Origin of the sequence: Pseudomonas sp. MWU13-2105 (genome assembly GCF_023242315.1) — a bacterium.
Classification (GTDB): Bacteria; Pseudomonadota; Gammaproteobacteria; order Pseudomonadales; family Pseudomonadaceae; genus Aquipseudomonas.
Window position 1 is genome coordinate 501,164 of the sequence record NZ_JALLIY010000001.1, and the last position, 19,085, is coordinate 520,248.

Sequence of the window (19,085 nt, forward strand, 5' to 3'; positions counted from 1 at the left end):
ATGAGCGCCGCCCGCCTGACGCTGCCCTCGCCGGCCAAGCTCAACCTGATGTTGCATATCCTCGGTCGCCGTGAAGACGGCTATCACGAGTTGCAGACGCTGTTTCAGTTTCTCGACTACGGCGACGAGCTGAGCTTCGCCGTGCGTGACGACGGCGTAATCCAGTTGCATACCGAGTTCGATGGTGTGCCCCACGACAGCAACCTGATCGTGCGCGCCGCAAAAAAACTCCAGGAACAATCGGGTTGCCCGCTGGGCGTGGATATCTGGATTGAGAAAATCCTGCCCATGGGCGGTGGCATCGGTGGCGGCAGCTCGAATGCCGCGACCACCCTGCTCGGCCTCAACCACCTCTGGCAACTGGATTGGGACGAGGATCGCCTGGCCGCGCTGGGCCTGACACTGGGCGCCGACGTGCCGGTTTTCGTCCGTGGCCACGCGGCTTTCGCCGAGGGCGTCGGGGAAAAACTCACCCCGGTAGACCCCGAAGAACCCTGGTATGTCGTGCTGGTTCCGCAAGTCTCTGTTAGTACAGCAGAAATTTTTTCGGATCCGCTGTTGACACGTGACTCCGCGCCCATTAAAGTGCGCCCCGTTCCCAAGGGAAACAGTCGTAATGACTGCTTGCCGGTTGTCGCAAGGCGTTATCCAGAGGTACGTAACGCTTTGAATTTGTTAGGTAAATTTACCGAAGCAAAGTTAACCGGAACTGGAAGTTGTGTGTTTGGGGCCTTCCCAAACAAAGCTGAAGCTGATAAAGTCTCGGCCCTTCTTACAGAGACCCAAACAGGGTTTGTGGCAAAGGGAAGCAACGTTTCGATGTTGCATCGCAAGCTGCAGAGTCTGCTCTAGGAATCGAGTACTGGGTACTCGTTGCAACAGATACAGGGGCGTCGCCAAGCGGTAAGGCAGCAGGTTTTGATCCTGCCATGCGTTGGTTCGAATCCAGCCGCCCCTGCCATTTTCCTATACTCATCCAGGTTACCCTCAGCCTTCAGGTACTGCGCGTGTCCAAGATGATGGTCTTTACGGGGAACGCCAACCCCGATCTGGCTCGACGTGTCGTACGTCAGCTGCATATCCCACTCGGTGACATCTCTGTCGGCAAGTTTTCCGACGGCGAAATTACCGCTGAGATTAATGAAAACGTCCGCGGTAAAGACGTCTTCATCATTCAGCCGACTTGCGCTCCGACCAACGATAACCTGATGGAACTCGTCGTGATGGCTGATGCCTTCCGCCGTTCCTCAGCCACTCGAATCACTGCGGTGATCCCTTACTTTGGTTATGCCCGCCAGGATCGCCGTCCGCGTTCCGCGCGTGTGGCTATCAGCGCGAAAGTCGTCGCTGACATGCTCACCGTCGTCGGCATCGACCGTGTTCTCACGGTTGACCTGCACGCAGACCAAATCCAGGGCTTCTTCGATATTCCGGTAGATAACATCTACGGCTCCCCCGTACTGGTGGATGACATCGAAGACCAACGCTTCGAAAATCTGATGATCGTGTCTCCGGACATTGGTGGCGTCGTGCGTGCACGGGCCGTTGCCAAGTCGCTGGGCGTGGATCTGGGCATCATCGACAAACGTCGTGAGAAGGCCAACCACTCCGAAGTGATGCACATCATCGGTGACGTCGAAGGCCGCACCTGTATTCTCGTCGATGACATGGTCGACACCGCCGGCACCCTGTGCCACGCGGCGAAAGCCCTCAAGGAACATGGCGCTGCCAAGGTCTTTGCCTACTGCACACACCCTGTGCTGTCGGGTCGCGCGATCGAGAACATTGAAAATTCCGTGCTGGACGAGCTGGTGGTGACCAACACCATCCCGCTGTCCGCTGCAGCACAAGCCTGTGCGCGTATCCGTCAACTGGATATCGCACCGGTAGTCGCCGAAGCGGTTCGCCGCATCAGCAACGAAGAATCGATCAGCGCGATGTTCCGCTGAGGGCCCTGCCCTTTCGGATGTCTCGCTGACGAAAAGCGCCCCGCCCCAACACATGTTGGGGCGGGGCTTTTTTGCCCATACCGCCTTTAGCGCTGGTCGCAAACGCTGGGGTGGATGTGGTTAATTTGGAGAGTCAACATGAACGAATTTACTTTGAATGCTGAACTGCGTTCCGACCTGGGGAAAGGTGCGAGCCGCCGCCTGCGTCGTCTCGCAAGCCTGGTTCCAGCTGTAGTTTACGGTGGCGAAAAAGCCCCTGAATCCATCAGCATGCTGGCCAAGGAAGTTGCCAAACTGCTCGAAAACGAAGCGGCTTACAGCCACATCATCGAGCTGAACGTTGGCGGCAACAAGCAAAACGTGATCATCAAGGCGCTGCAACGTCACCCGTCCAAAGGCCACGTGATGCACGCTGACTTCGTCCGCGTGGTTGCCGGTCAGAAACTGTCCGCTCACGTACCGGTGCACTTCGTCAACGAAGCCGCAGCGATCAAGAAAGGCGGCGAGATCTCCCACGTTGTGGCTGAAGTAGAAGTCAGCTGCCTGCCGAAAGATCTGCCTGAGTTCATCGAAGTCGACCTGGCTGACGCCGAAGTCGGTTCGATCGTTCACCTGTCGGACCTCAAGGCGCCAAAAGGCGTTGAGTTCGTTGCACTGGCTCACGGTAACGACCTGGCTGTTGCCAACGTTCACGCGCCACGTGTTGCACCGGAAGCTGACGCTGCCGAGTAATATTTACTCCGTAACGTTGGAGTCATGGAAACATCGCGAGCTGGCAAGTAGCGAGTAAAGCGGGCGGGATCGCGAAGTTTGCATCATGTAAATGAGCGCGTTTCGTCCACTTTCGCCGCGACCTCAATAGCCGCGATGTTATCCACAACTCCTAGGAAGGGCCCCTGTCGTGACTGCCATCAAACTGATCGTTGGCCTGGGAAATCCAGGCACCGAATACGAACAGACCCGGCATAACGCGGGGGCCCTTTTTGTTGAGCGCATCGCCCACGCCCAAGGTGTCAACCTGGTGGCCGATCGCAAATATTTCGGCCTGACCGGGCGCTTCAGTCACCAGGGTCAGGATGTTCGTCTGTTGATCCCCACCACCTACATGAACCGTAGCGGCCAGGCTGTGTCGGCATTGGCTGGATTCTTCCGCATCACGCCTGAAGAAATCCTGGTGGCCCACGACGAACTGGACTTGCCTCCCGGCGTCGCCAAGCTTAAACAGGGTGGCGGACACGGCGGGCACAACGGCCTGCGCGACATCATCGCGCAGCTCGGCAACCAGAATACCTTTCACCGCCTGCGGCTTGGCATTGGCCACCCGGGCGTTGCCAGTATGGTTTCAAATTTCGTCCTGGGTCGTGCGCCACGCGCCGAACAGGAAAAGCTCGATGCCAGCATCGATTTTGCCCTCGGCGTGCTGCCGGATATCCTCGCCGGGGAATGGAACCGCGCGATGAAAAACCTGCACAGCCAGAAGGCCTGACTCTTACCCGAGGGGAAACACCATGGGATTCAACTGCGGCATCGTCGGCCTGCCCAACGTCGGCAAATCCACCTTGTTCAACGCCCTGACCAAATCCGGTATCGCGGCGGAGAACTTCCCCTTCTGCACCATCGAGCCGAACAGCGGTATCGTGCCGATGCCCGACCCGCGCCTGCAGGCCCTGGCCGAGATCGTCAAGCCCAAGCGCATCCTGCCGACCACCATGGAATTCGTCGACATCGCCGGCCTCGTCGCCGGCGCCTCGAAGGGTGAAGGCCTGGGCAACAAGTTCCTCGCCAACATCCGCGAAACCGATGCCATCGCCCACGTGGTCCGCTGCTTCGAAGACGAGAACGTGATTCACGTCTCCAACAGCGTCGACCCCAAGCGCGACATCGAGATCATCGACCTGGAACTGATCTTCGCCGACCTCGACAGCTGCGAGAAGCAACTGCAGAAAGTCACCCGTAACGCCAAGGGCGGTGACAAGGACGCCGTGGTGCAAAAGGGCCTGCTGGAGCAGTTGATTGCCCACTTCACCGAAGGCAAGCCGGCGCGCAGCCTGATGAAGAGCATGAGCGACGACGAAAAAGCGGTGATCCGTGGTTTCCACCTGCTGACCACCAAACCGGTGATGTACATCGCCAACGTCGCCGAAGACGGCTTCGAGAACAACCCGCTGCTGGACGTGGTCAAGGCCATTGCCGAGGAAGAAGGCGCGTTCGTGGTGCCGGTGTGCAACAAGATCGAAGCGGAAATCGCCGAGCTCGACGACGGTGAAGAAAAGGACATGTTCCTTGAAGCCCTGGGTCTTGAAGAGCCTGGCTTGAACCGCGTGATCCGCGCCGGTTACGAAATGCTCAACCTGCAGACCTACTTCACTGCCGGTGTCGAGGAAGTCCGCGCCTGGACCGTGCGTGTCGGGGCGACCGCGCCACAGGCCGCCGGAGTGATCCACACTGACTTCGAGAAAGGCTTTATCCGCGCCGAAGTGATCGCCTACAACGACTTCATCCAGTACAAGGGCGAAGCCGGGACCAAGGAAGCCGGTAAATGGCGCCTGGAAGGCAAGGAATACATCGTTAAAGACGGTGATGTGATGCACTTCCGTTTCAACGTGTAAGCGTTGATGGAATCGAAAAAGCCGCGTTGATTCGCGGCTTTTTATGGGTCTGATATCGACCCGCCATACTCGACTAGAACAGATAGCCCATGTAGATCGCGGCACCACCACCGGCCTGCACCCCGGCGTTCATGCCGGCCATGACCACCGCGCCCTTGGCCGACTGCAGCAACTGCCGGTTGACCGTGGAGGAGGCAATGAACGAGGTTGCCGGGTTGGCGCTCAGAACCGCCGCCAATGCCAGCAGCTTGGGATCAAGCCCGAACAGCAGGGCCGTGGCCGAACCGCCGACCACCAGACCCGCCGCCACCTCGGTATACAGGCAAGGCCCGGTGATATCGTCATCGGTCAGGTCACGACTGAGCAAGGCGTCGCTGACAAACACCTTGCCGGTACTGGGAAAAGCCTCCGCCGCACCGGCTGCCCCCACGCTCTTGCCCTTGAGCTGGATATTGATCTTGCCGAAGCGCGGCAGGCGCGCGCCAAATCCGACACCCACCCCGACGCCTCCGTAGCGGTAGCTGACGTCCTTGCCCTGGGGCGAACGCAGGATGATCGAACCGCCACTGCCCGCCACCAGGGCCACGGTCAGGCCGCCGCCGCTGGCGGTCTGGTACTGCCAGCGACTTTCATTGAGCGGAATCGGGATGTTATAGCTCATCGTTCAAAGTCCTTTCTGTAAATGAACTGCGCCGCGACCGCGCGGACGGATGCCTCTCATCAGACCGGCAATGACGAACACCAGACCGATACCACCCAGTACCCCGGGAGTGGCCCACAATGCGGCCGGGTCATCGACGACGGCGCTACTGGCCGGCTGCTCGGGCAGGTAATACACCCGCACCGGCTGATCCTTCTGATAGCCGAAGATAAAGCCGCCCTGGGGATAGGAAATCTTTTCCCCACTGCGGGTAGCGAAGGCGATCTCAGGATGCGAACCACCGGCATTCAAGTGGCTGACGATGCCAACGGCGGTCTGTGCGTGGGCGAGGAATACGCGTCGATCAAGCGTGAGATTGACGGCAATGCCCAACAAGACAATACCAATCAGGGCAAAAAGCAGCCCCTGGAGTATCTGCCCGAGGCGTGACGGGGTGAGGTTAGCCATGGCTTGTCTCGGTATTCGTCCATGAAAGAGGGCGATCAGGATAGCAAGAAAGCTCGGGTAAGTGCTTTGCCCCACTTACCGATGCGCCCGGTACGGACGATAACGCCATCACCCTTGATGCCGCGTTGGAAAGCGATGGCGAACGCTACGCCTGGGCATCGCATTATCTGGGTGAGATGGGCAAGGCGCTGATCGATGACTTGACACAGGGAATGCTACGCGGAGCGTCAATGTAAACAGGTGATATCCCGGATGGCGCCGGTTTTGCGGTGGGGGTTGGCAGGCTCGCAGCGCCCACTTCAACCGCAGAGAACGTGCTTTCCAACAGGCGCCCTGTGACCGTGAATAACCGCTGACAGAATAGTTTGGTAGCTAGCTGAAATGAGCTCATTATGAGCTGATATCAGAACCTCCCACATGGCCAACGCATCCGACGATCTCATCGCTGTCCTTCAAGGCCGCAATCCCTGGATCAGCTCCCAGACCTCGTTGCTACCAACCTCACTCGCCACGACCCTGATGGAAGAAGGACGCATGCGCGGCCAGCAACCTGCAGGCACCTAGGCGCGCAAGGTCCTGGAACCCCTGCTTATCGAGCTGTCCTGGTCCTCTTCGCGCCTGGAGGGCAACCGCTACTCATTGCTCGCCACCGAGGAGCTGTTCAAGAGTGGCGCCACCGGTGGCGACCTGGATGCCGTGATGCTGCTCAACCACAAGACAGCCATCGAGTTCATGGTCGATGCGGTCCCCGCCTACGGCTTGACCACTCCGGTGATCCAGAACCTGCACGCACTGCTGATGCAGGATCTGCTGGCCGACTCCAGCAGCCTGGGCAGCATTCGCCAGAAAGTCGTCAATATCAGCGATACCACCTACCTGCCCAGCCAGGTCCCTTCCCCCCTCGGCGAAATGCTCGAATCCATCCTGGAGAAGGCCCGGCAAATCAAGAACCCGGTCGAGTCCGCCTTCTTCCTGTGGGTCAACCTGGCCTATCTGCAACCTTTCGACGACGGCAACAAACGCACCAGCCGTCTGGCGGCCAACGTCCCGCTGATGCTGTACAACAACGCGCCATTGTCCTTTCTGGATGTGGATGTGGCGGATTATGCGCACACCATGATGGGAGTCTATGAACACCTGGAGTATCACTGGCCGCGGATCTGTTCGAGTGGGTTTATCGCCGCTCGATCAGGAAATACGAAGCGACCCTGGAAGCCATGGGCAGGCCCGACCCCGTCAGGGTGCAATTCAGGGAAGCGTTGAACGAATCCATTGGCGCCATTGTGCGTGACGGCAAGACTTGCGAAGAGGCAATCACCGACTTGTCGCTGCCCCCTGATCAGCTGCAACTACTCCGTCCGCTGCTGATGGACGAACTCAAGGTGCTCGGTGTCTTCAACTGCGCGCGCTACCGGTTCACGATGAAGCAGACCGAGAACTGGATCAATGCCGGCCGCCCCTTGTAACGACGAGCTCGCAAGCCAGTGAGATCGGCCAGTTGCACGGACCAGCATACATAGCGCGATCCGCCCCCCCCACCAGTCGGCGTAACCGACGCCATTACGCCAACGCCACTTCCACCCTGTTGCGCCCGGCCGACTTGCCCTCGTAGAGCGCCCGATCGGCCCGGGCAATGGCGTTACTGAGCGCCTCTTGAGCGCGATACTGCGTAATGCCGATGGACAGGGTCACGCTGACTTTATGCTCGTCACTGTCAATCACCAACGCCTGGATCGCCTTGCGTATGCGCTCCGCGATTGCCGCCGCCTGCTCAAGATCGGTTTCCGGCAATATCGCCAGGAACTCTTCGCCACCCCAGCGGCCAATATAATCCTGTTCGCGCATTGAGCTATCGAGCAAGTCGCTCACGGCATTGAGCACCCGGTCCCCCACATCGTGGCCATACTGATCATTGATGTGCTTGAAGTGATCGATATCCATCAACATCAAGGTCAGGTTGCTGGGGCATCGATGGTGCCGCTCCAGCGCCTTCTCGGTCAGCGCAATCATGTGCCGGCGATTGAACAGGCCCGTCAGGGAGTCGGTCGTTGCCATCCGCGCCAGGCTCTTGTGCGCGCGGGTCACAGTGATCACATAGAACAGCGCCAGGTAGCTGAACATGCAGAACACCACGGTCAGGTTGAAAACATGCACCCCCAACAAGGCATTGGAGGAAATCGGTTGCAGCGGCGGGATGTACCACATGAGCACATCCAGCCCCACATAGTAGGCCCACAGGCAAGCGGCGAGGGTCCAGGCGCCGCGGGGGCGCATGGTCACGAACAGGGCCGGTATGAACATCAGCAGGAAATAGTGAAAGCCACTTTCCCAGCCAATCAGCACGGTTCCCAGCCCGGCATGCACCAGCACTTCAGTGCGGATCAGCAGGATCGCCAGCCGATTCCGCCGCTGGCTGAACGCACGATAGGCATAGACATACATGGCCACGCTGATCACGTTGACCCAGGCCAGGATGGGTGAGCCCAGCATGAGGAAAATAAACAGGAAAGCGACATCAACCGCGCCAGCCAACTGGCAGCAACGCATGGAAAGCTGCCAGAACTCGGGACGGGCATACTGCTTGTGTGGATTTTCCGGGGGCACTGGCATCGAACCTGTTACCTCAAGTTCCGGTTGTGAGTCCCGGTTTTACTTAGGCTGACTACCTGATAACCGGTAGCCAGGGAGCGACTGAAGTGTAGTGAATCGCCGGGCTGTCAGCTACCCGGCGATAGCATAATGCCGCTATGACTTGAAGCGCCCCACCAGCCCGTTCAGTTCATCCGAGAGGTGCGAAAGCCGACCGGAGTCTGCTTGCGCGGAACTGGCCAGGTTTTCGACCAACTGCGCCTCGTCGTAGATCTGCTGGATATGCCGATTAATCTCCTCGGCGACACTGTGCTGCTCCTCCGCCGCCGCCGATATCTGCAAGTTCTGATCGCGGATTTCATTGACCGACAACTGAATGCCTTCAAAGCTGTCACGGGCGCTCTCGATCGAGGACACACTGGCGCGCGACAGGTCCAGGCAACTTTCCATCTTCTGCGAGACTTCCTGGGTCTTGCTGCCGAGGGCGTTGAGCAACTGGTCGATTTCCCCGGTGGAGTCAGACGTGCGCTTGGCCAGGGCCCTGACCTCATCCGCCACCACGGCAAACCCCCGGCCCTGGTCTCCCGCCCTGGCCGCCTCGATCGCCGCGTTCAGCGCCAGCAGATTGGTCTGCTCGGCGATGGCGCGGATGGTCCCGAGAATCTGGTTGATGTCGCGGCTGCCCGCTTCCAGTTCGAGCATGGCCTGGGAAGACTCGCTCAAACGCCGCCCGAGGCGGTTGACGTTCTGGGTGGTCAACTCGATCTGCTGTTTGCCTTCGGCCACACGCTGGTGTCCGCTCTCCGCGGAGTTGGCGGCCGTGCTACAGGAGCGGGCCACTTCGTTGGCGGTAGCGACCATTTCGTTGAACGCCGTGGACACCAACTCCACCGCTTCACGCTGACGACCGGCCGCCTGGTTCATATTGCTGGCCACCTCGCTGTTGACCCGTGAAGCATCCTGCAGGTTGGTCGAAGCGGCGCCGATACGCTGGATCAACTGGCGGATCGCGGCAAGAAACTTGTTGAACCAGCCGGCCAGCTCAGCGGTTTCGTCCTTGCCCTGTACCTTGAGATCGCGGCGCAGATCGCCCTCACCCTCGGCAATCGACTGCAAGCCGGTGCTGACCTGGCCGATCGGCTTGACAATCACCTTGGCGAACGCCGCGGCGAGCAAGGCAAAAAGCAGCACCAGCACGACCACGATCCCTGCCGTCAGGTAGGTCATGCGTGTGGCCGCGCCCATGACTTCGCCGTACTCGATCAGACCGACATAACGCCAACCCAGGCCGGGCGATGTCCAGATATTGGCCATGTACCTGACCCCGTTGATCTGCACCTCGGTGGAGCCCTGCTGGGTGGCCGCCAGTTTGGCGTAGGGCTCGCCCAGGTCCTTGAGCGGCTTGAAGTTATGCGCGGCATCACGCGGATCGACCAGCACCGTGCCGTCCTCGATCAGCATCACGTAGCCGCTTTCGCCAAGCTTGATGCTTTTAACCAGCTCGGTGAGGTTTTTCAGCGAAACGCTGACAACAAACACGCCCTTGGCCTTACCCGCGTCATCGAGTATTGCCCGGGCACTGCCGACCAGCGCCACGGCGTCCTTGTCATAGTAGTACGCGGGTGTTCGCACCGCTTTGCCGGGGCTGGCCATGGCGGCCTTGTACCAGGGCCGCGCGCGCGGGTCGTAGCTCGACAGCTGCGGGTCGTCCGGCCATTTGGCATAGCTGCCGTCTTCCAGGCCAATGGAGAGGATCGCCGCGGCAGGGTGCGTCGAGCCATAACGCGCAAACAAATCGATGACCTGCCGGGCGGCCGGCGGCATCGGCTGGCTGGCGGCATCGGCAGTCTCATAGTGCTTGAGGCTGGTAACCGACTTGTATACAGGATCAGTCGCCATCTGATCGACGTTCTGCTGAGTTCCGTCGAAAAACTGCCGGATATTGCCGTCGATCTGGCGTATCTCACGGGTGCTGCCATCAATAAACTGATCGACCGCCTGAGAGCGAATATTCAATACCGATATCACCGCCACCAGGCTTACCGGGATGAAGGCGACCAACACAAAGGCGAGAACGAGCTTGTTTTTTATCTTCATTGTAACGATCACCATCCGAGGAAATGCGGTGCGAATGGCCAGACTACACGGACAAATAGCGATTTGCCACTGCGCCCGCCTCGTTGATCTGGCGGCATATCCGCCGATTTTTCGTATACAAAACAGCTAGATATTGTTTTTAGCAAAGATGCAGAGCCGCAGGCTTCTATCAGCCTGTCGCGACAGGAGTGAGCTGATTCCGGTATCAGCTCAAATCAGCTCAGCAAAAGGCCTACACCCAACCACCATCGACGATGAAGTTTTGCGCCGAGCACATGGACGATGCCGCCGAAGCCAGGAAAAGCGCCATGTTGGCGATATGCGAAGGTTCCACGCTACCCGGCAGGCATTGGCTGCGACTGATCAACTCCCGGGCGGCATCATCCACCCAGAGCGCCAGCTGCTTTTCTGTCATCACCCAGCCAGGAACCAGGGTGTTGACCCTGATGCGCCACGGCCCCAACTCCCGTGCCAAGGCCCGGGTCATACCGTGGGTCGCCGCTTTGCTGGCCGCGTAGACCGGATAGCCGCTGGAGGCCATCATCCAGCCAATGGAGCCCAAATTGATGATCGCGCCCTCCCCGGCGGCCTTCATCATCGGCACCACCGCCCGGGCGGCAAAAAAAGCATGCTTCAGATTGACGGAAACCAGCTTGTCGAATGTCTCCGAGTCAACTTCATCCAAGGTATGCCGGACATCATTGGCGGCATTGTTGACCAGGACCGTCACCGGCCCCAGGGTTTGCGCAAAGCGCCCGATCGCTTCTCTATAAGCGACCTCGTCAGTGATATCGCAGTGAGCGAACTCGACCCTATGGCCCTCGGCCAACAACCGGGCCGCCAGCCGTTCGCCCTGGCTCTTGGCCATATCCACAAATGCAACCTTGGCTCCCTGCCGTGCAAAGGCGCACACCATGGCTTCGCCAATCCCTGAAGCCCCACCGGAAATCAGCACGGTTTTATTTTCCAGGTCCGCGTACACGGCCTGCGGGCCGGCGTCCGTTTCGTTATTCATCTGACGGTTACTCCACAGTAAGCATTTCGATTCAAGCAGTTGGACTCAAGGCGTGCCCGGACACGAATGGATCACTTTAGCCAAGCCACCAATTAGTCTTATTTTATATTGCAAAATCGACATTACAGGCTATAAATTTGTGGGCATTTTGGCAAATTATCGCAAATTAGTAGAACTATTTAACCAAACAACAATAAAAGGAGTTCAACCATGCGACAATCCCGATACCTGCTTTCCGGCCTAGGTCTTTCCCTGATGATCAGCAGCTTCGGCGTCCAGGCTGGCGGCCTGTCCAGCGAACACAAAGCGTTTGGCAAAACCCATGATGGGACCGCCATCGAACAATATGTGTTGCGTAACAGCCATGGTCTGCAAGCCACGGTCATTACCTACGGCGGCGTTCTGCAATCGTTGAAAGTACCGGACAAAAACGGCAAGTTCGATGACGTGGTGCTGGGCTTTGACGATGTCCAGGGCTATCAGAGCGGCAAGGCATTTTTCGGCGCAACCATCGGACGCTACGGTAATCGCCTGGCCAAGGGCGCGTTCGAACTGGATGGCCGACGTTACCAGGTGCCGCTTAACGACGGCCCCAACTCGCTGCACGGCGGCGCCCAGGGTTTTGACAAGCGTGTCTGGAAAGCACAACCGGTCAAGAGCAAGGATTCGGTGGGCGTGAAGCTGAGCTATCTGTCGGCGGACGGCGAAATGGGTTTTCCCGGCAACCTGAACGTCGAGGTCACCTACAGCCTCAACGACAGCAACGAGCTGCGCATCGAGTACAAGGCCAGCACCGACAAACCCACGGTGTTGAACCTCACCAATCACAGTTACTTCAACCTCGCCGGGGCCGGTAACGGCGATGTGCTCAAACAGCTCGCGACCTTGCACGCCAGCCAGTACACCCCGGTCAATGGCACGCTGATTCCAACCGGTGAGCTGGCTCCGGTCGCCGGCACGCCGATGGACTTTCGCCAACCGACCGCGATCGGTCAGCACATCAGGGATGATCATCCGCAGCTCAAATTCGCCGAGCCGAAACAGGGTGGTTTTGACTTCAACTGGGTCCTGGATACCAAGGGTGACGTCAGCCAGCTCGCCGCCGACGTGCGCGACCCGCAATCCGGCCGGCGCTTGCAGCTCTATACCAGCGAGCCCGGAGTGCAGTTCTACACCAGCAACTTCCTCGACGGCACGGTCAAGGGCAAGGCAGGCAAGACCTACGCCCACTGGGGTGCGTTCACCCTGGAGACACAGCACTATCCCGACTCGCCGAACCAGCCGGGCTTCCCGACAACGCGGTTGGACCCAGGCCAGACGTATACCCAGAGCACCGTCCTGAAGTTCTCCGCAGACTGAAGCGTACCCGCCCCCCCGGGGCGGGCCCACCTCCGGGCCGGACCCGGCCTAGACCTAGACCCACAGCTCCTACAATATCGGTGTCGGTCAGTGTCGCGGTGCCGGTGCCGGTGCCGGGCAATACCGGCGTCGAGCAACGCCGATATCAAACAATGCCCGCCCCGAGCAATGCCATGAACAACAACGCTCAGCGTTGTTTCAAGCGGTCAATTACCACGGCCAGCAACAAGATCGAACCCCGAATCACGTACTGATAAAACGTATCGATGTTTTTCAGGTTCATCGCATTCTCGATGATCGCCAGGATCAGCACCCCGGCAATCACGTGCCGAATCATGCCCACCCCGCCGCTCAACGACACCCCGCCCAGCACGCAAGCGGAAATCACCGTCAATTCGAACCCCTGGCCGATCATCGGCTGGCCGGAGGTCATGCGCGAGGCCAGGATCACCCCGGCCAGTGCGCCAATGACCCCGTGTACGGCGAAAATGATGATCTTGGTCCGATCGACGTTGACCCCGGCCAGCAACGCTGCTTCCTGGTTGCCGCCAATGGCCATGGTGTTGCGCCCGTAGGTGGTGTAGTTCAGCAGCCAGCCAAAGAACAGGAAACAGCCAATGGTGATCAGGATCGGCACCGGCACGCCAAACAACTGGCCATTACCGTAGATGAAGAACTGATCCTGGGACACGCCGACCGCCTTGCCATCGGCAAAGATATAGGCCAGCCCGCGTACGATCTGCATGGTCGCCAAGGTGGTAATCAGCGCGTTGACCCGTAGCTTGGCAATCACAATCCCGTTGATCAGCCCGACGAGCAGCCCCAACAGCAGCGCCGCGCCAATACCGAGCAACACACTGTCGGTGTCGCGCATCACCACCGCTGCAACGACCCCGGCACAGGCGATCACCGAGCCCACCGACAAGTCGAAATGCCCGGACGCCAGGCAATACAACATGGTGCACGCGGCGATGCCGGTGGTGGAAATCGCCAGGCCCAGGCCGCGCATGTTCAGGGGCGAGAGGAAGTTGTCGATGAGCAAGGTGCAGAGCACAAAGATCCCCAGCGCCGCCAACAGCATCGCCCAATTGTCGAGCAGGCTGCGCAGGTCCAGGGGTTTACGCGCCGTTGGTAAAGCGTTGTCTTGGATGGTCATAGTCACCTCTCAATTCTCCAGGCCGTCAGCGCGTTGGCGCGGCAAAGCCAGTTGCAGCAAGTTGGATTCATTGGCCTGTTCGCGGCTCTTTTCGCCGCGCATCGCGCCTTCGCAAAGCACCAGGGTGCGGTCGGAGATGCCCATCACTTCCATCAGGTCGCTGGACACCACGATCACCGCCACCCCACTGGCGGCCAGGTTATGGATGATCTGGTAAATCTCGGCTTTCGCACCGATATCGATACCCCGCGTCGGCTCGTCAAGCAGCAGGACTTTCATCGGCATCGACAGCCAACGGCCAAGAATGGCTTTCTGCTGATTGCCCCCCGACAGGTACATGATTTTCTGTGTCGAATTAGGCGTTTTGACTTTCAGCGCCTTGATCTGCTTGTCGGCATTGCCCCGTTCCCAGCCGTCGCGCAACAGCCAGCCAAAGGCGGAATTGGCGCCACGGGCACTGATGTTGATGTTCTCGGCAACACTGGAAAGCGGCATGATGCCTTCCTTCTTGCGGTCCTCGGGGCACAGCAGGACACCGGCGGCAATGGCATCGCGCGGCGAACGTAGTTGCAGCACCTCGCCAGCCAGTTGCAGACTTCCGGCGGTGCTGCGCTCAAGACCGCAGAGCAGGCGCAGCAGCTCGGTGCGCCCCGCGCCGACCAGGCCGAACAGGCCAAGAATCTCGCCCTTGTGCACCTCGAAACTCACCGGCGAACGCAGGCCCGGCCCCAACAGACCATCGACCTTGAGTGCCACCGCGCCACGTTCACGCGGACGGTAATCGTAGATGTCCTGAATGTCGCGACCGACCATGCAGGTGACCAATTGATCGTGGGTCAGTGCGCTCATGTCCTCGAAGGTGCGCACATAGCGACCGTCCTTGAACACGGTCACCGCATTGCAGATACGGAACACTTCCTCCATGCGATGAGAGACGTACAGCACCACTTTGCCCTCGTCCCGCAAGCGTTCGATGATCGCCATCAAGCGCTCGATTTCCCGGGCGGACAGGCTGCTGGTGGGTTCGTCGAAGGCAATCACATGGGCGCCACGGGACAACGCCTTGGCGATTTCCACCAACTGTCGTTGCCCCAGGGACAGGCGGCCGACCTTCTCCTGGGGATCGATTTCATCGGCCAGGCCCTTGAGGCAGGCCAGCGCATGCTGGCGCAACGCAGCGCGGTTGATCACCCCGAAACGGGCCGGCAAGTGCCCGAGAAACAGGTTTTCCGCCACGGTCATTTCCGGCACCAGGTGCAACTCCTGGTGGATGACCGCCACGCCGCTGGCAATGCTGTCGGCGGCGCACTTGAAGGCCATGGTCTGCTCGCCGATCTGCAGATGGCCGCTGCTCGGGGTGTAGGCACCGCCGAGGACCTTGAGCAAAGTCGACTTGCCCGCGCCGTTTTCGCCCATCAAGGCATGGACCTGCCCCGGGTGGGCGGTAAAGCTGATGCCGTCCAGCGCCTTGACCCCGGGAAAGGTCTTGCCGATGCCGTTGAAACACAAACTGGCGCCGGCACTGTGCTGTTGTTTGTTCAATTGCGCGTGCATAACCACCTCATCACACCGATCAGGCAGCCCCGTCGCCAAGGCCGCCGAGGACAGCAAGCGATCTTCAGTTCCACAGACCGATCTTTTCCAGTTCCTGCTTGAAGTTGTCGCGCGTGATCAGCGTGACCTTGTCCATCGCGGTGTATTTCGGTGGTTCCTTACCGGTGGTGACCCACTCGAACATCATGCTCGCGGTGTTGTACCCCTCAAGATGCGGGCTGGGCAGCATCGAGCCGAAGAAACCGCTGTTGGGCTTTTTCAACTCGCCGATGGCGTCAGTGCCGTTGATCCCGACACCGATGACATTGGCCGCGGCGAAACCGGCGCTTTCGGTGGCACGCACGGCGCCCAGCACGGAGTTGTCGTTCATGCCGCCGACGATCAGTTTTTTCGCCGCACCCGGCAGTTTCACCAGGGCCGAGTTGGTGGCGTCCATGCTGCCCGGCACGTCGAGGGTCTTGAGCGGCGCAAACAGGATGTGGTCTTTCGGCAGGCCGGCGTCTTCGAGCGACTTGACCGAGCCATCGGTACGTTTTTTACCCGTATCGAGTTCATTGTAGGTGGTGATCACCGCGTAGGTGTCTTTCCAGTCCCAGCCGCGTTTCTTCGCTTCGCCAGCCATCGCCGCGCCCTGCTGCTGACCCACTTCGAACGCAGCCATGCCCAGGTAGGGCACGTCTTCCATAAACTTGCCCTTGGCATCGACAAAGCGGTCATCCACGGCGATCACCTTCAAGTCATTGGCCTTGGCCTTGGCCATGATCGCCGGCCCGAGGGACACGTCCGGCGCGCAAATCACGAAGCCCTTGGCACCATTGGCGGCGAGGCTGTCGATGGCCGAAAGGGTTTTCTCGCCGTCCGGCACGGCGATCTTGATCACGGTAAAGCCCTTGTCCTTGCCGGCCTTTTCCGCGAACGCCCACTCGGTCTGGAACCAGGGCTCCTCGGCTTGCTTGACCAGGAAGCCGATCTTCACCGGCTCGGCGGCCAGCAACAGGCTGCTCAGGCTGACTGCCGATGCAGCCAGAGCGATGCAGCACAGGGAACGGATTGCACGACGACGATTCATAAGGTGACTCCTTGTTTTTGTTGTGAGTGCGAGTGGTGAACCGGTACAGCCTGGTGTTCGACATTTATCCTGCAAAGCGGTGACAGAGAGTTCCCGGGGTTTCCACCTCAATGGCCAGCAGCGCACCGTCCAACGGGTGATTGAGCGGGCTGGCGGCGCTGGTGATGTAAAGGGTTCGCAGATCCTTGCCACCGAACACGCAACTGGTGGGGCGGCTGACGGGCAGCTCAATCACCCGATCGACCTCGCCGTTGGGTGCCAACCTGAGCAGGCAGCCACCGTCCCAGCGGGCGTTCCAGAGGTAGCCTTCGACGTCCATCGCCGAACCATCCGGGACGCCGCGCGGGTGTGGCCCGAGCCACTCCCGCGCCGGCCCGAGCTGGCCGTCGCTAGCGATCGAATACCGATACAGCGTGCCCTCCAGGCTGTCGCCAAAATACAGCTGCGTGCGGTCCTCGCTCCAAAGCAAGGTATTGGGAATACCCAGGCCGTGCGCCAGAGGCGTGACTCGGGCATCGGCATCGATGCGAAACAGACCGCCGCTACGGCGCCGCACGGGAAGGTCTTCGCCTTGCTCGCCGAGGTTGTTCTGCATGGTGCCCAGCCACAGTCGGCCCAGGGCATCGCAGCGGGCCTCGTTGGCCCGGTTGCCCGGTTGTGGATCAGCCACGCAAAGCAACGTCAGGCGCGGCGCTTGTGCCGCGGAGCTCAGGTCGAGTCGATACACGCCACTGCTCAAGGTCACCAACGCATCGCCGCTTGCGCAGGGGATGAACGCCGATAACGGCTCCGGCAGTTGCCAGGTCTGTACGTCGGCGCCCGTCATGCGCAAGGCCTGTTTGCCAGCGATATCGACCCAATACAGGGCCTGGCCGGGGGCGTCCCAGAACGGGCCTTCGCCCAATTGCGCACGGTGTGCGGTGACTGCGGTCCACGACATGAAGCCTCCTGGGGTATTCGGGTTTTCAGGTGCCGACAAATTGCTTCGCGTTACAGCGGGTCGCGGCAGGGCTGCCCATCCACCAGTCGTTGAATGCGCAACGGGTTGGCATTTTTCAAGGCATCCGGGAGCAGGCTGTCGGGGTAATTCTGAAAGCACAGCGGACGCAGGAAACGGTCGATGGCCAGGGTCCCCACTGAAGTGCCACGGGCATCGGAGGTGGCGGGATAAGGCCCGCCGTGCACCATCGCGTCACAGACCTCAACGCCGGTCGGATAACCGTTGAGCAGGATACGCCCGACTTTCTGCTCCAGGAGTGCTGTCAACTCGCTGAACTGCTGCAAATCCTCGGGCTCGCCAATGATCGTCGCCGTCAGTTGGCCGTGCAGGCCGTTCAACGCAGTGCCGAGCTGCGCTTGATCGGCCACTTCAACGAATATGCTGGTCGGGCCGAATACTTCTTCCTGCAGCACTTCATCACCCTTGATCAGCAAGCTGGCATCGGCCTTGAACAGCTGCGGCTGCGCCTGATTGCCCACTTGCGCAGTGCCTGCCAAGTGCTCGATACCCGGGTGGGCAAGGAGCCTTTGCAAGCCTTTGCCATAACTGCTCAGGGTGCCGGCGTTAAGCATGGTTTGCGCGGGTTGGTCGCCGATCAGTCGGGCGACCTGCTGGATGAATGCGCTGAACTGCGGCGAACGGATGCCGATCACCAGACCGGGATTGGTACAGAACTGGCCACAGCCTTGGACCACCGAGGCGGTCAGGTCACGGGCCACGTTTTCCGCCCGCGCGTGCAGCGCCCCGGGCAACACGATCACCGGATTGATGCTCGACATCTCGGCGAACACCGGAATCGGTTGCGGGCGCGCCGCCGCCATGTCGCACAACGCTCGTCCGCCCTTGAGCGAGCCGGTGAAACCGACCGCCTGGATCGCCGGATGCTTGACCAGCGCTTCGCCGACTCCGGCACCGAAGATCATGTTGAACACGCCGGCGGGCATCCCGGTGATTTCTGCCGCCCGCATGATCGCATCGGCGACTTGTTCGGCAGTTGCCATGTGACCGCTGTGAGCCTTGAACACCACCGGGCAACCGGCCGCCAGCGCCGCCGCCGTGTCCCCGCCCGCGGTGGAAAACGCCAGGGGAAAATTGCTGGCCCCAAACACCGCCACCGGCCCCAGGCCGATGCGGTACTGACGCAAATCCGGGCGCGGCAACGGCTGGCGTTCGGGCAGTGCCCGGTCGATACGCGCCCCGTAGAAATCGCCGCGACGCAGCACGTTGGCGAACAGACGCATCTGGCCGCTGGTACGACCGCGCTCGCCTTGAATGCGGGCTGCGGGCAACGCGGTTTCGCGACAGACCAAGGCGATAAACTCATCGCCCAGCGCGTCCAGCTCATCGGCCACCGCCTCCAGGAACTGGGCCCGACGCTGCGCACTCAGGGCCCGATAGACCGGGTAAGCCTGCGCGGCCGCCTTGGCGGCGGCATCGACTTCCTGCTCGGTCGCCTGGTAGAAATCATGGGGCAAGCGTTCCCCGCTGCTGGCATCGATACTCTGAAGCCTGACGCTGCCGGCCGCGCTGCGCTGGCCGCCGATGTAGTTGTGACCAAAAAACCGGGTCATGCCTGTCTC

18 protein-coding genes, 1 tRNA gene and 2 pseudogenes are annotated in these 19,085 nt (G+C 60.2%); 10 read left to right on the top strand and 11 right to left on the bottom strand.

What is annotated here, in order from left to right; translation table 11 throughout:
- From ispE to ychF, 6 genes are all read left to right on the top strand, one after another.
- The gene (ispE, locus tag M5B96_RS02345) at positions 1-852 is read left to right on the top strand and encodes a 4-(cytidine 5'-diphospho)-2-C-methyl-D-erythritol kinase (RefSeq protein ID WP_248794887.1); all 852 of its coding nucleotides are present in this window, start codon (positions 1-3) and stop codon (positions 850-852) included.
- A gap of 34 nt (positions 853-886) precedes the next feature.
- A tRNA-Gln gene (locus M5B96_RS02350) sits at positions 887-961 on the top strand.
- A gap of 46 nt (positions 962-1,007) precedes the next feature.
- Positions 1,008-1,949 carry a ribose-phosphate pyrophosphokinase gene (locus M5B96_RS02355; protein ID WP_003171603.1) on the top strand — a complete coding sequence of 314 codons (942 nt, stop codon included), beginning with the start codon at positions 1,008-1,010 and terminating at the stop codon, positions 1,947-1,949.
- A gap of 138 nt (positions 1,950-2,087) precedes the next feature.
- Complete coding sequence (locus tag M5B96_RS02360) at positions 2,088-2,681, top strand: 50S ribosomal protein L25/general stress protein Ctc (protein ID WP_248794888.1); 594 nt, start codon at positions 2,088-2,090, stop codon at positions 2,679-2,681.
- Positions 2,682-2,850: 169 nt separating this feature from the next.
- Complete coding sequence (pth, locus tag M5B96_RS02365) at positions 2,851-3,435, top strand: aminoacyl-tRNA hydrolase (RefSeq protein WP_100942297.1); 585 nt, start codon at positions 2,851-2,853, stop codon at positions 3,433-3,435.
- A gap of 22 nt (positions 3,436-3,457) precedes the next feature.
- Positions 3,458-4,558, top strand: a complete 1,101-nt coding sequence (gene ychF, locus M5B96_RS02370) for a redox-regulated ATPase YchF (protein WP_248794889.1) — start codon at positions 3,458-3,460, stop codon at positions 4,556-4,558.
- A gap of 73 nt (positions 4,559-4,631) precedes the next feature.
- Here the strand turns inward: ychF and M5B96_RS02375 are convergent, their stop codons facing one another.
- Together M5B96_RS02375 and M5B96_RS02380 are read right to left on the bottom strand one after the other, a co-directional pair.
- On the bottom strand, positions 4,632-5,219 hold the full coding sequence (locus M5B96_RS02375; RefSeq protein WP_248794890.1) for a hypothetical protein: 588 nt from the start codon (positions 5,217-5,219) through the stop codon (positions 4,632-4,634).
- A gap of 3 nt (positions 5,220-5,222) precedes the next feature.
- Entirely contained in the window at positions 5,223-5,666 is a 444-nt protein-coding gene (locus M5B96_RS02380; RefSeq protein WP_248794891.1) for a DUF3592 domain-containing protein, read from the bottom strand.
- Between the two features lie 104 nt (positions 5,667-5,770).
- Between M5B96_RS02380 and M5B96_RS02385 the strand changes: the two are divergent.
- From M5B96_RS02385 to M5B96_RS02395, 3 genes and pseudogenes are all read left to right on the top strand, one after another.
- Positions 5,771-5,902: pseudogene (locus M5B96_RS02385) on the top strand (DUF3077 domain-containing protein); the annotation flags it as partial.
- 403 nt (positions 5,903-6,305) lie between these two features.
- Positions 6,306-6,929, top strand: coding sequence for a Fic family protein (locus M5B96_RS02390; protein ID WP_248794892.1), 624 nt, complete (start codon positions 6,306-6,308; stop codon positions 6,927-6,929).
- Positions 6,926-7,132 carry a hypothetical protein gene (locus M5B96_RS02395; protein WP_248794893.1) on the top strand — a complete coding sequence of 69 codons (207 nt, stop codon included), beginning with the start codon at positions 6,926-6,928 and terminating at the stop codon, positions 7,130-7,132. Before M5B96_RS02390 ends, M5B96_RS02395 begins: the two co-directional genes overlap by 4 nt.
- Before the next feature lie 94 nt (positions 7,133-7,226).
- Here M5B96_RS02395 and M5B96_RS02400 read toward each other — a convergent pair whose 3' ends face one another.
- From M5B96_RS02400 to M5B96_RS02410, 4 genes and pseudogenes are all read right to left on the bottom strand, one after another.
- The gene (locus tag M5B96_RS02400) at positions 7,227-8,276 is read right to left on the bottom strand and encodes a GGDEF domain-containing protein (protein WP_248794894.1); all 1,050 of its coding nucleotides are present in this window, start codon (positions 8,274-8,276) and stop codon (positions 7,227-7,229) included.
- Between the two features lie 135 nt (positions 8,277-8,411).
- Positions 8,412-9,179 carry a methyl-accepting chemotaxis protein gene (locus M5B96_RS32635; protein ID WP_412548576.1) on the bottom strand — a complete coding sequence of 256 codons (768 nt, stop codon included), beginning with the start codon at positions 9,177-9,179 and terminating at the stop codon, positions 8,412-8,414.
- A gap of 87 nt (positions 9,180-9,266) precedes the next feature.
- Positions 9,267-10,367, bottom strand: a pseudogene (locus M5B96_RS32640) (cache domain-containing protein); the annotation flags it as partial.
- A gap of 217 nt (positions 10,368-10,584) precedes the next feature.
- Entirely contained in the window at positions 10,585-11,367 is a 783-nt protein-coding gene (locus M5B96_RS02410) for an SDR family NAD(P)-dependent oxidoreductase (RefSeq protein WP_248794896.1), read from the bottom strand.
- A 210-nt stretch (positions 11,368-11,577) separates the two neighbouring features.
- Between M5B96_RS02410 and M5B96_RS02415 the strand changes: the two genes are divergently transcribed.
- Positions 11,578-12,726 (top strand): aldose epimerase family protein, encoded by a 1,149-nt coding sequence (locus M5B96_RS02415; RefSeq protein WP_248794897.1) that lies wholly within the window; start codon positions 11,578-11,580, stop codon positions 12,724-12,726.
- Between the two features lie 187 nt (positions 12,727-12,913).
- Here the strand turns inward: M5B96_RS02415 and araH are convergent, their stop codons facing one another.
- From araH to M5B96_RS02440, 5 genes are all read right to left on the bottom strand, one after another.
- On the bottom strand, positions 12,914-13,882 hold the full coding sequence (araH, locus tag M5B96_RS02420; RefSeq protein ID WP_248794898.1) for an L-arabinose ABC transporter permease AraH: 969 nt from the start codon (positions 13,880-13,882) through the stop codon (positions 12,914-12,916).
- A 9-nt stretch (positions 13,883-13,891) separates the two neighbouring features.
- The gene (araG, locus tag M5B96_RS02425) at positions 13,892-15,436 is read right to left on the bottom strand and encodes an L-arabinose ABC transporter ATP-binding protein AraG (protein WP_248794899.1); all 1,545 of its coding nucleotides are present in this window, start codon (positions 15,434-15,436) and stop codon (positions 13,892-13,894) included.
- Between the two features lie 64 nt (positions 15,437-15,500).
- Positions 15,501-16,505, bottom strand: coding sequence for a substrate-binding domain-containing protein (locus M5B96_RS02430; RefSeq protein ID WP_248794900.1), 1,005 nt, complete (start codon positions 16,503-16,505; stop codon positions 15,501-15,503).
- A gap of 64 nt (positions 16,506-16,569) precedes the next feature.
- Entirely contained in the window at positions 16,570-17,445 is an 876-nt protein-coding gene (locus tag M5B96_RS02435; RefSeq protein WP_248794901.1) for an SMP-30/gluconolactonase/LRE family protein, read from the bottom strand.
- A gap of 50 nt (positions 17,446-17,495) precedes the next feature.
- Positions 17,496-19,076, bottom strand: coding sequence for an aldehyde dehydrogenase (NADP(+)) (locus tag M5B96_RS02440; RefSeq protein WP_248794902.1), 1,581 nt, complete (start codon positions 19,074-19,076; stop codon positions 17,496-17,498).
- Between the last annotated feature and the right edge of the window lie 9 nt (positions 19,077-19,085).

Bases quoted from the DNA above. Each gene is read 5' to 3' on its own strand.
- ychF (WP_248794889.1), top strand. From the start codon at position 3,458: ATGGGATTCAACTGCGGCATCGTCGGCCTGCCCAACGTCGGCAAATCC.
- araG (WP_248794899.1), bottom strand. From the start codon at position 15,436: ATGCACGCGCAATTGAACAAACAACAGCACAGTGCCGGCGCCAGTTTG.
- M5B96_RS02440 (WP_248794902.1), bottom strand. From the start codon at position 19,076: ATGACCCGGTTTTTTGGTCACAACTACATCGGCGGCCAGCGCAGCGCG.
- M5B96_RS02375 (WP_248794890.1), bottom strand. From the start codon at position 5,219: ATGAGCTATAACATCCCGATTCCGCTCAATGAAAGTCGCTGGCAGTAC.
- M5B96_RS02430 (WP_248794900.1), bottom strand. From the start codon at position 16,505: ATGAATCGTCGTCGTGCAATCCGTTCCCTGTGCTGCATCGCTCTGGCT.
- M5B96_RS02415 (WP_248794897.1), top strand. From the start codon at position 11,578: ATGCGACAATCCCGATACCTGCTTTCCGGCCTAGGTCTTTCCCTGATG.
- M5B96_RS02410 (WP_248794896.1), bottom strand. From the start codon at position 11,367: ATGAATAACGAAACGGACGCCGGCCCGCAGGCCGTGTACGCGGACCTG.
- araH (WP_248794898.1), bottom strand. From the start codon at position 13,882: ATGACCATCCAAGACAACGCTTTACCAACGGCGCGTAAACCCCTGGAC.
- M5B96_RS02360 (WP_248794888.1), top strand. From the start codon at position 2,088: ATGAACGAATTTACTTTGAATGCTGAACTGCGTTCCGACCTGGGGAAA.
- ispE (WP_248794887.1), top strand. From the start codon at position 1: ATGAGCGCCGCCCGCCTGACGCTGCCCTCGCCGGCCAAGCTCAACCTG.
- M5B96_RS32635 (WP_412548576.1), bottom strand. From the start codon at position 9,179: ATGAACCAGGCGGCCGGTCGTCAGCGTGAAGCGGTGGAGTTGGTGTCC.
- M5B96_RS02400 (WP_248794894.1), bottom strand. From the start codon at position 8,276: ATGCCAGTGCCCCCGGAAAATCCACACAAGCAGTATGCCCGTCCCGAG.
- M5B96_RS02380 (WP_248794891.1), bottom strand. From the start codon at position 5,666: ATGGCTAACCTCACCCCGTCACGCCTCGGGCAGATACTCCAGGGGCTG.
- M5B96_RS02435 (WP_248794901.1), bottom strand. From the start codon at position 17,445: ATGTCGTGGACCGCAGTCACCGCACACCGTGCGCAATTGGGCGAAGGC.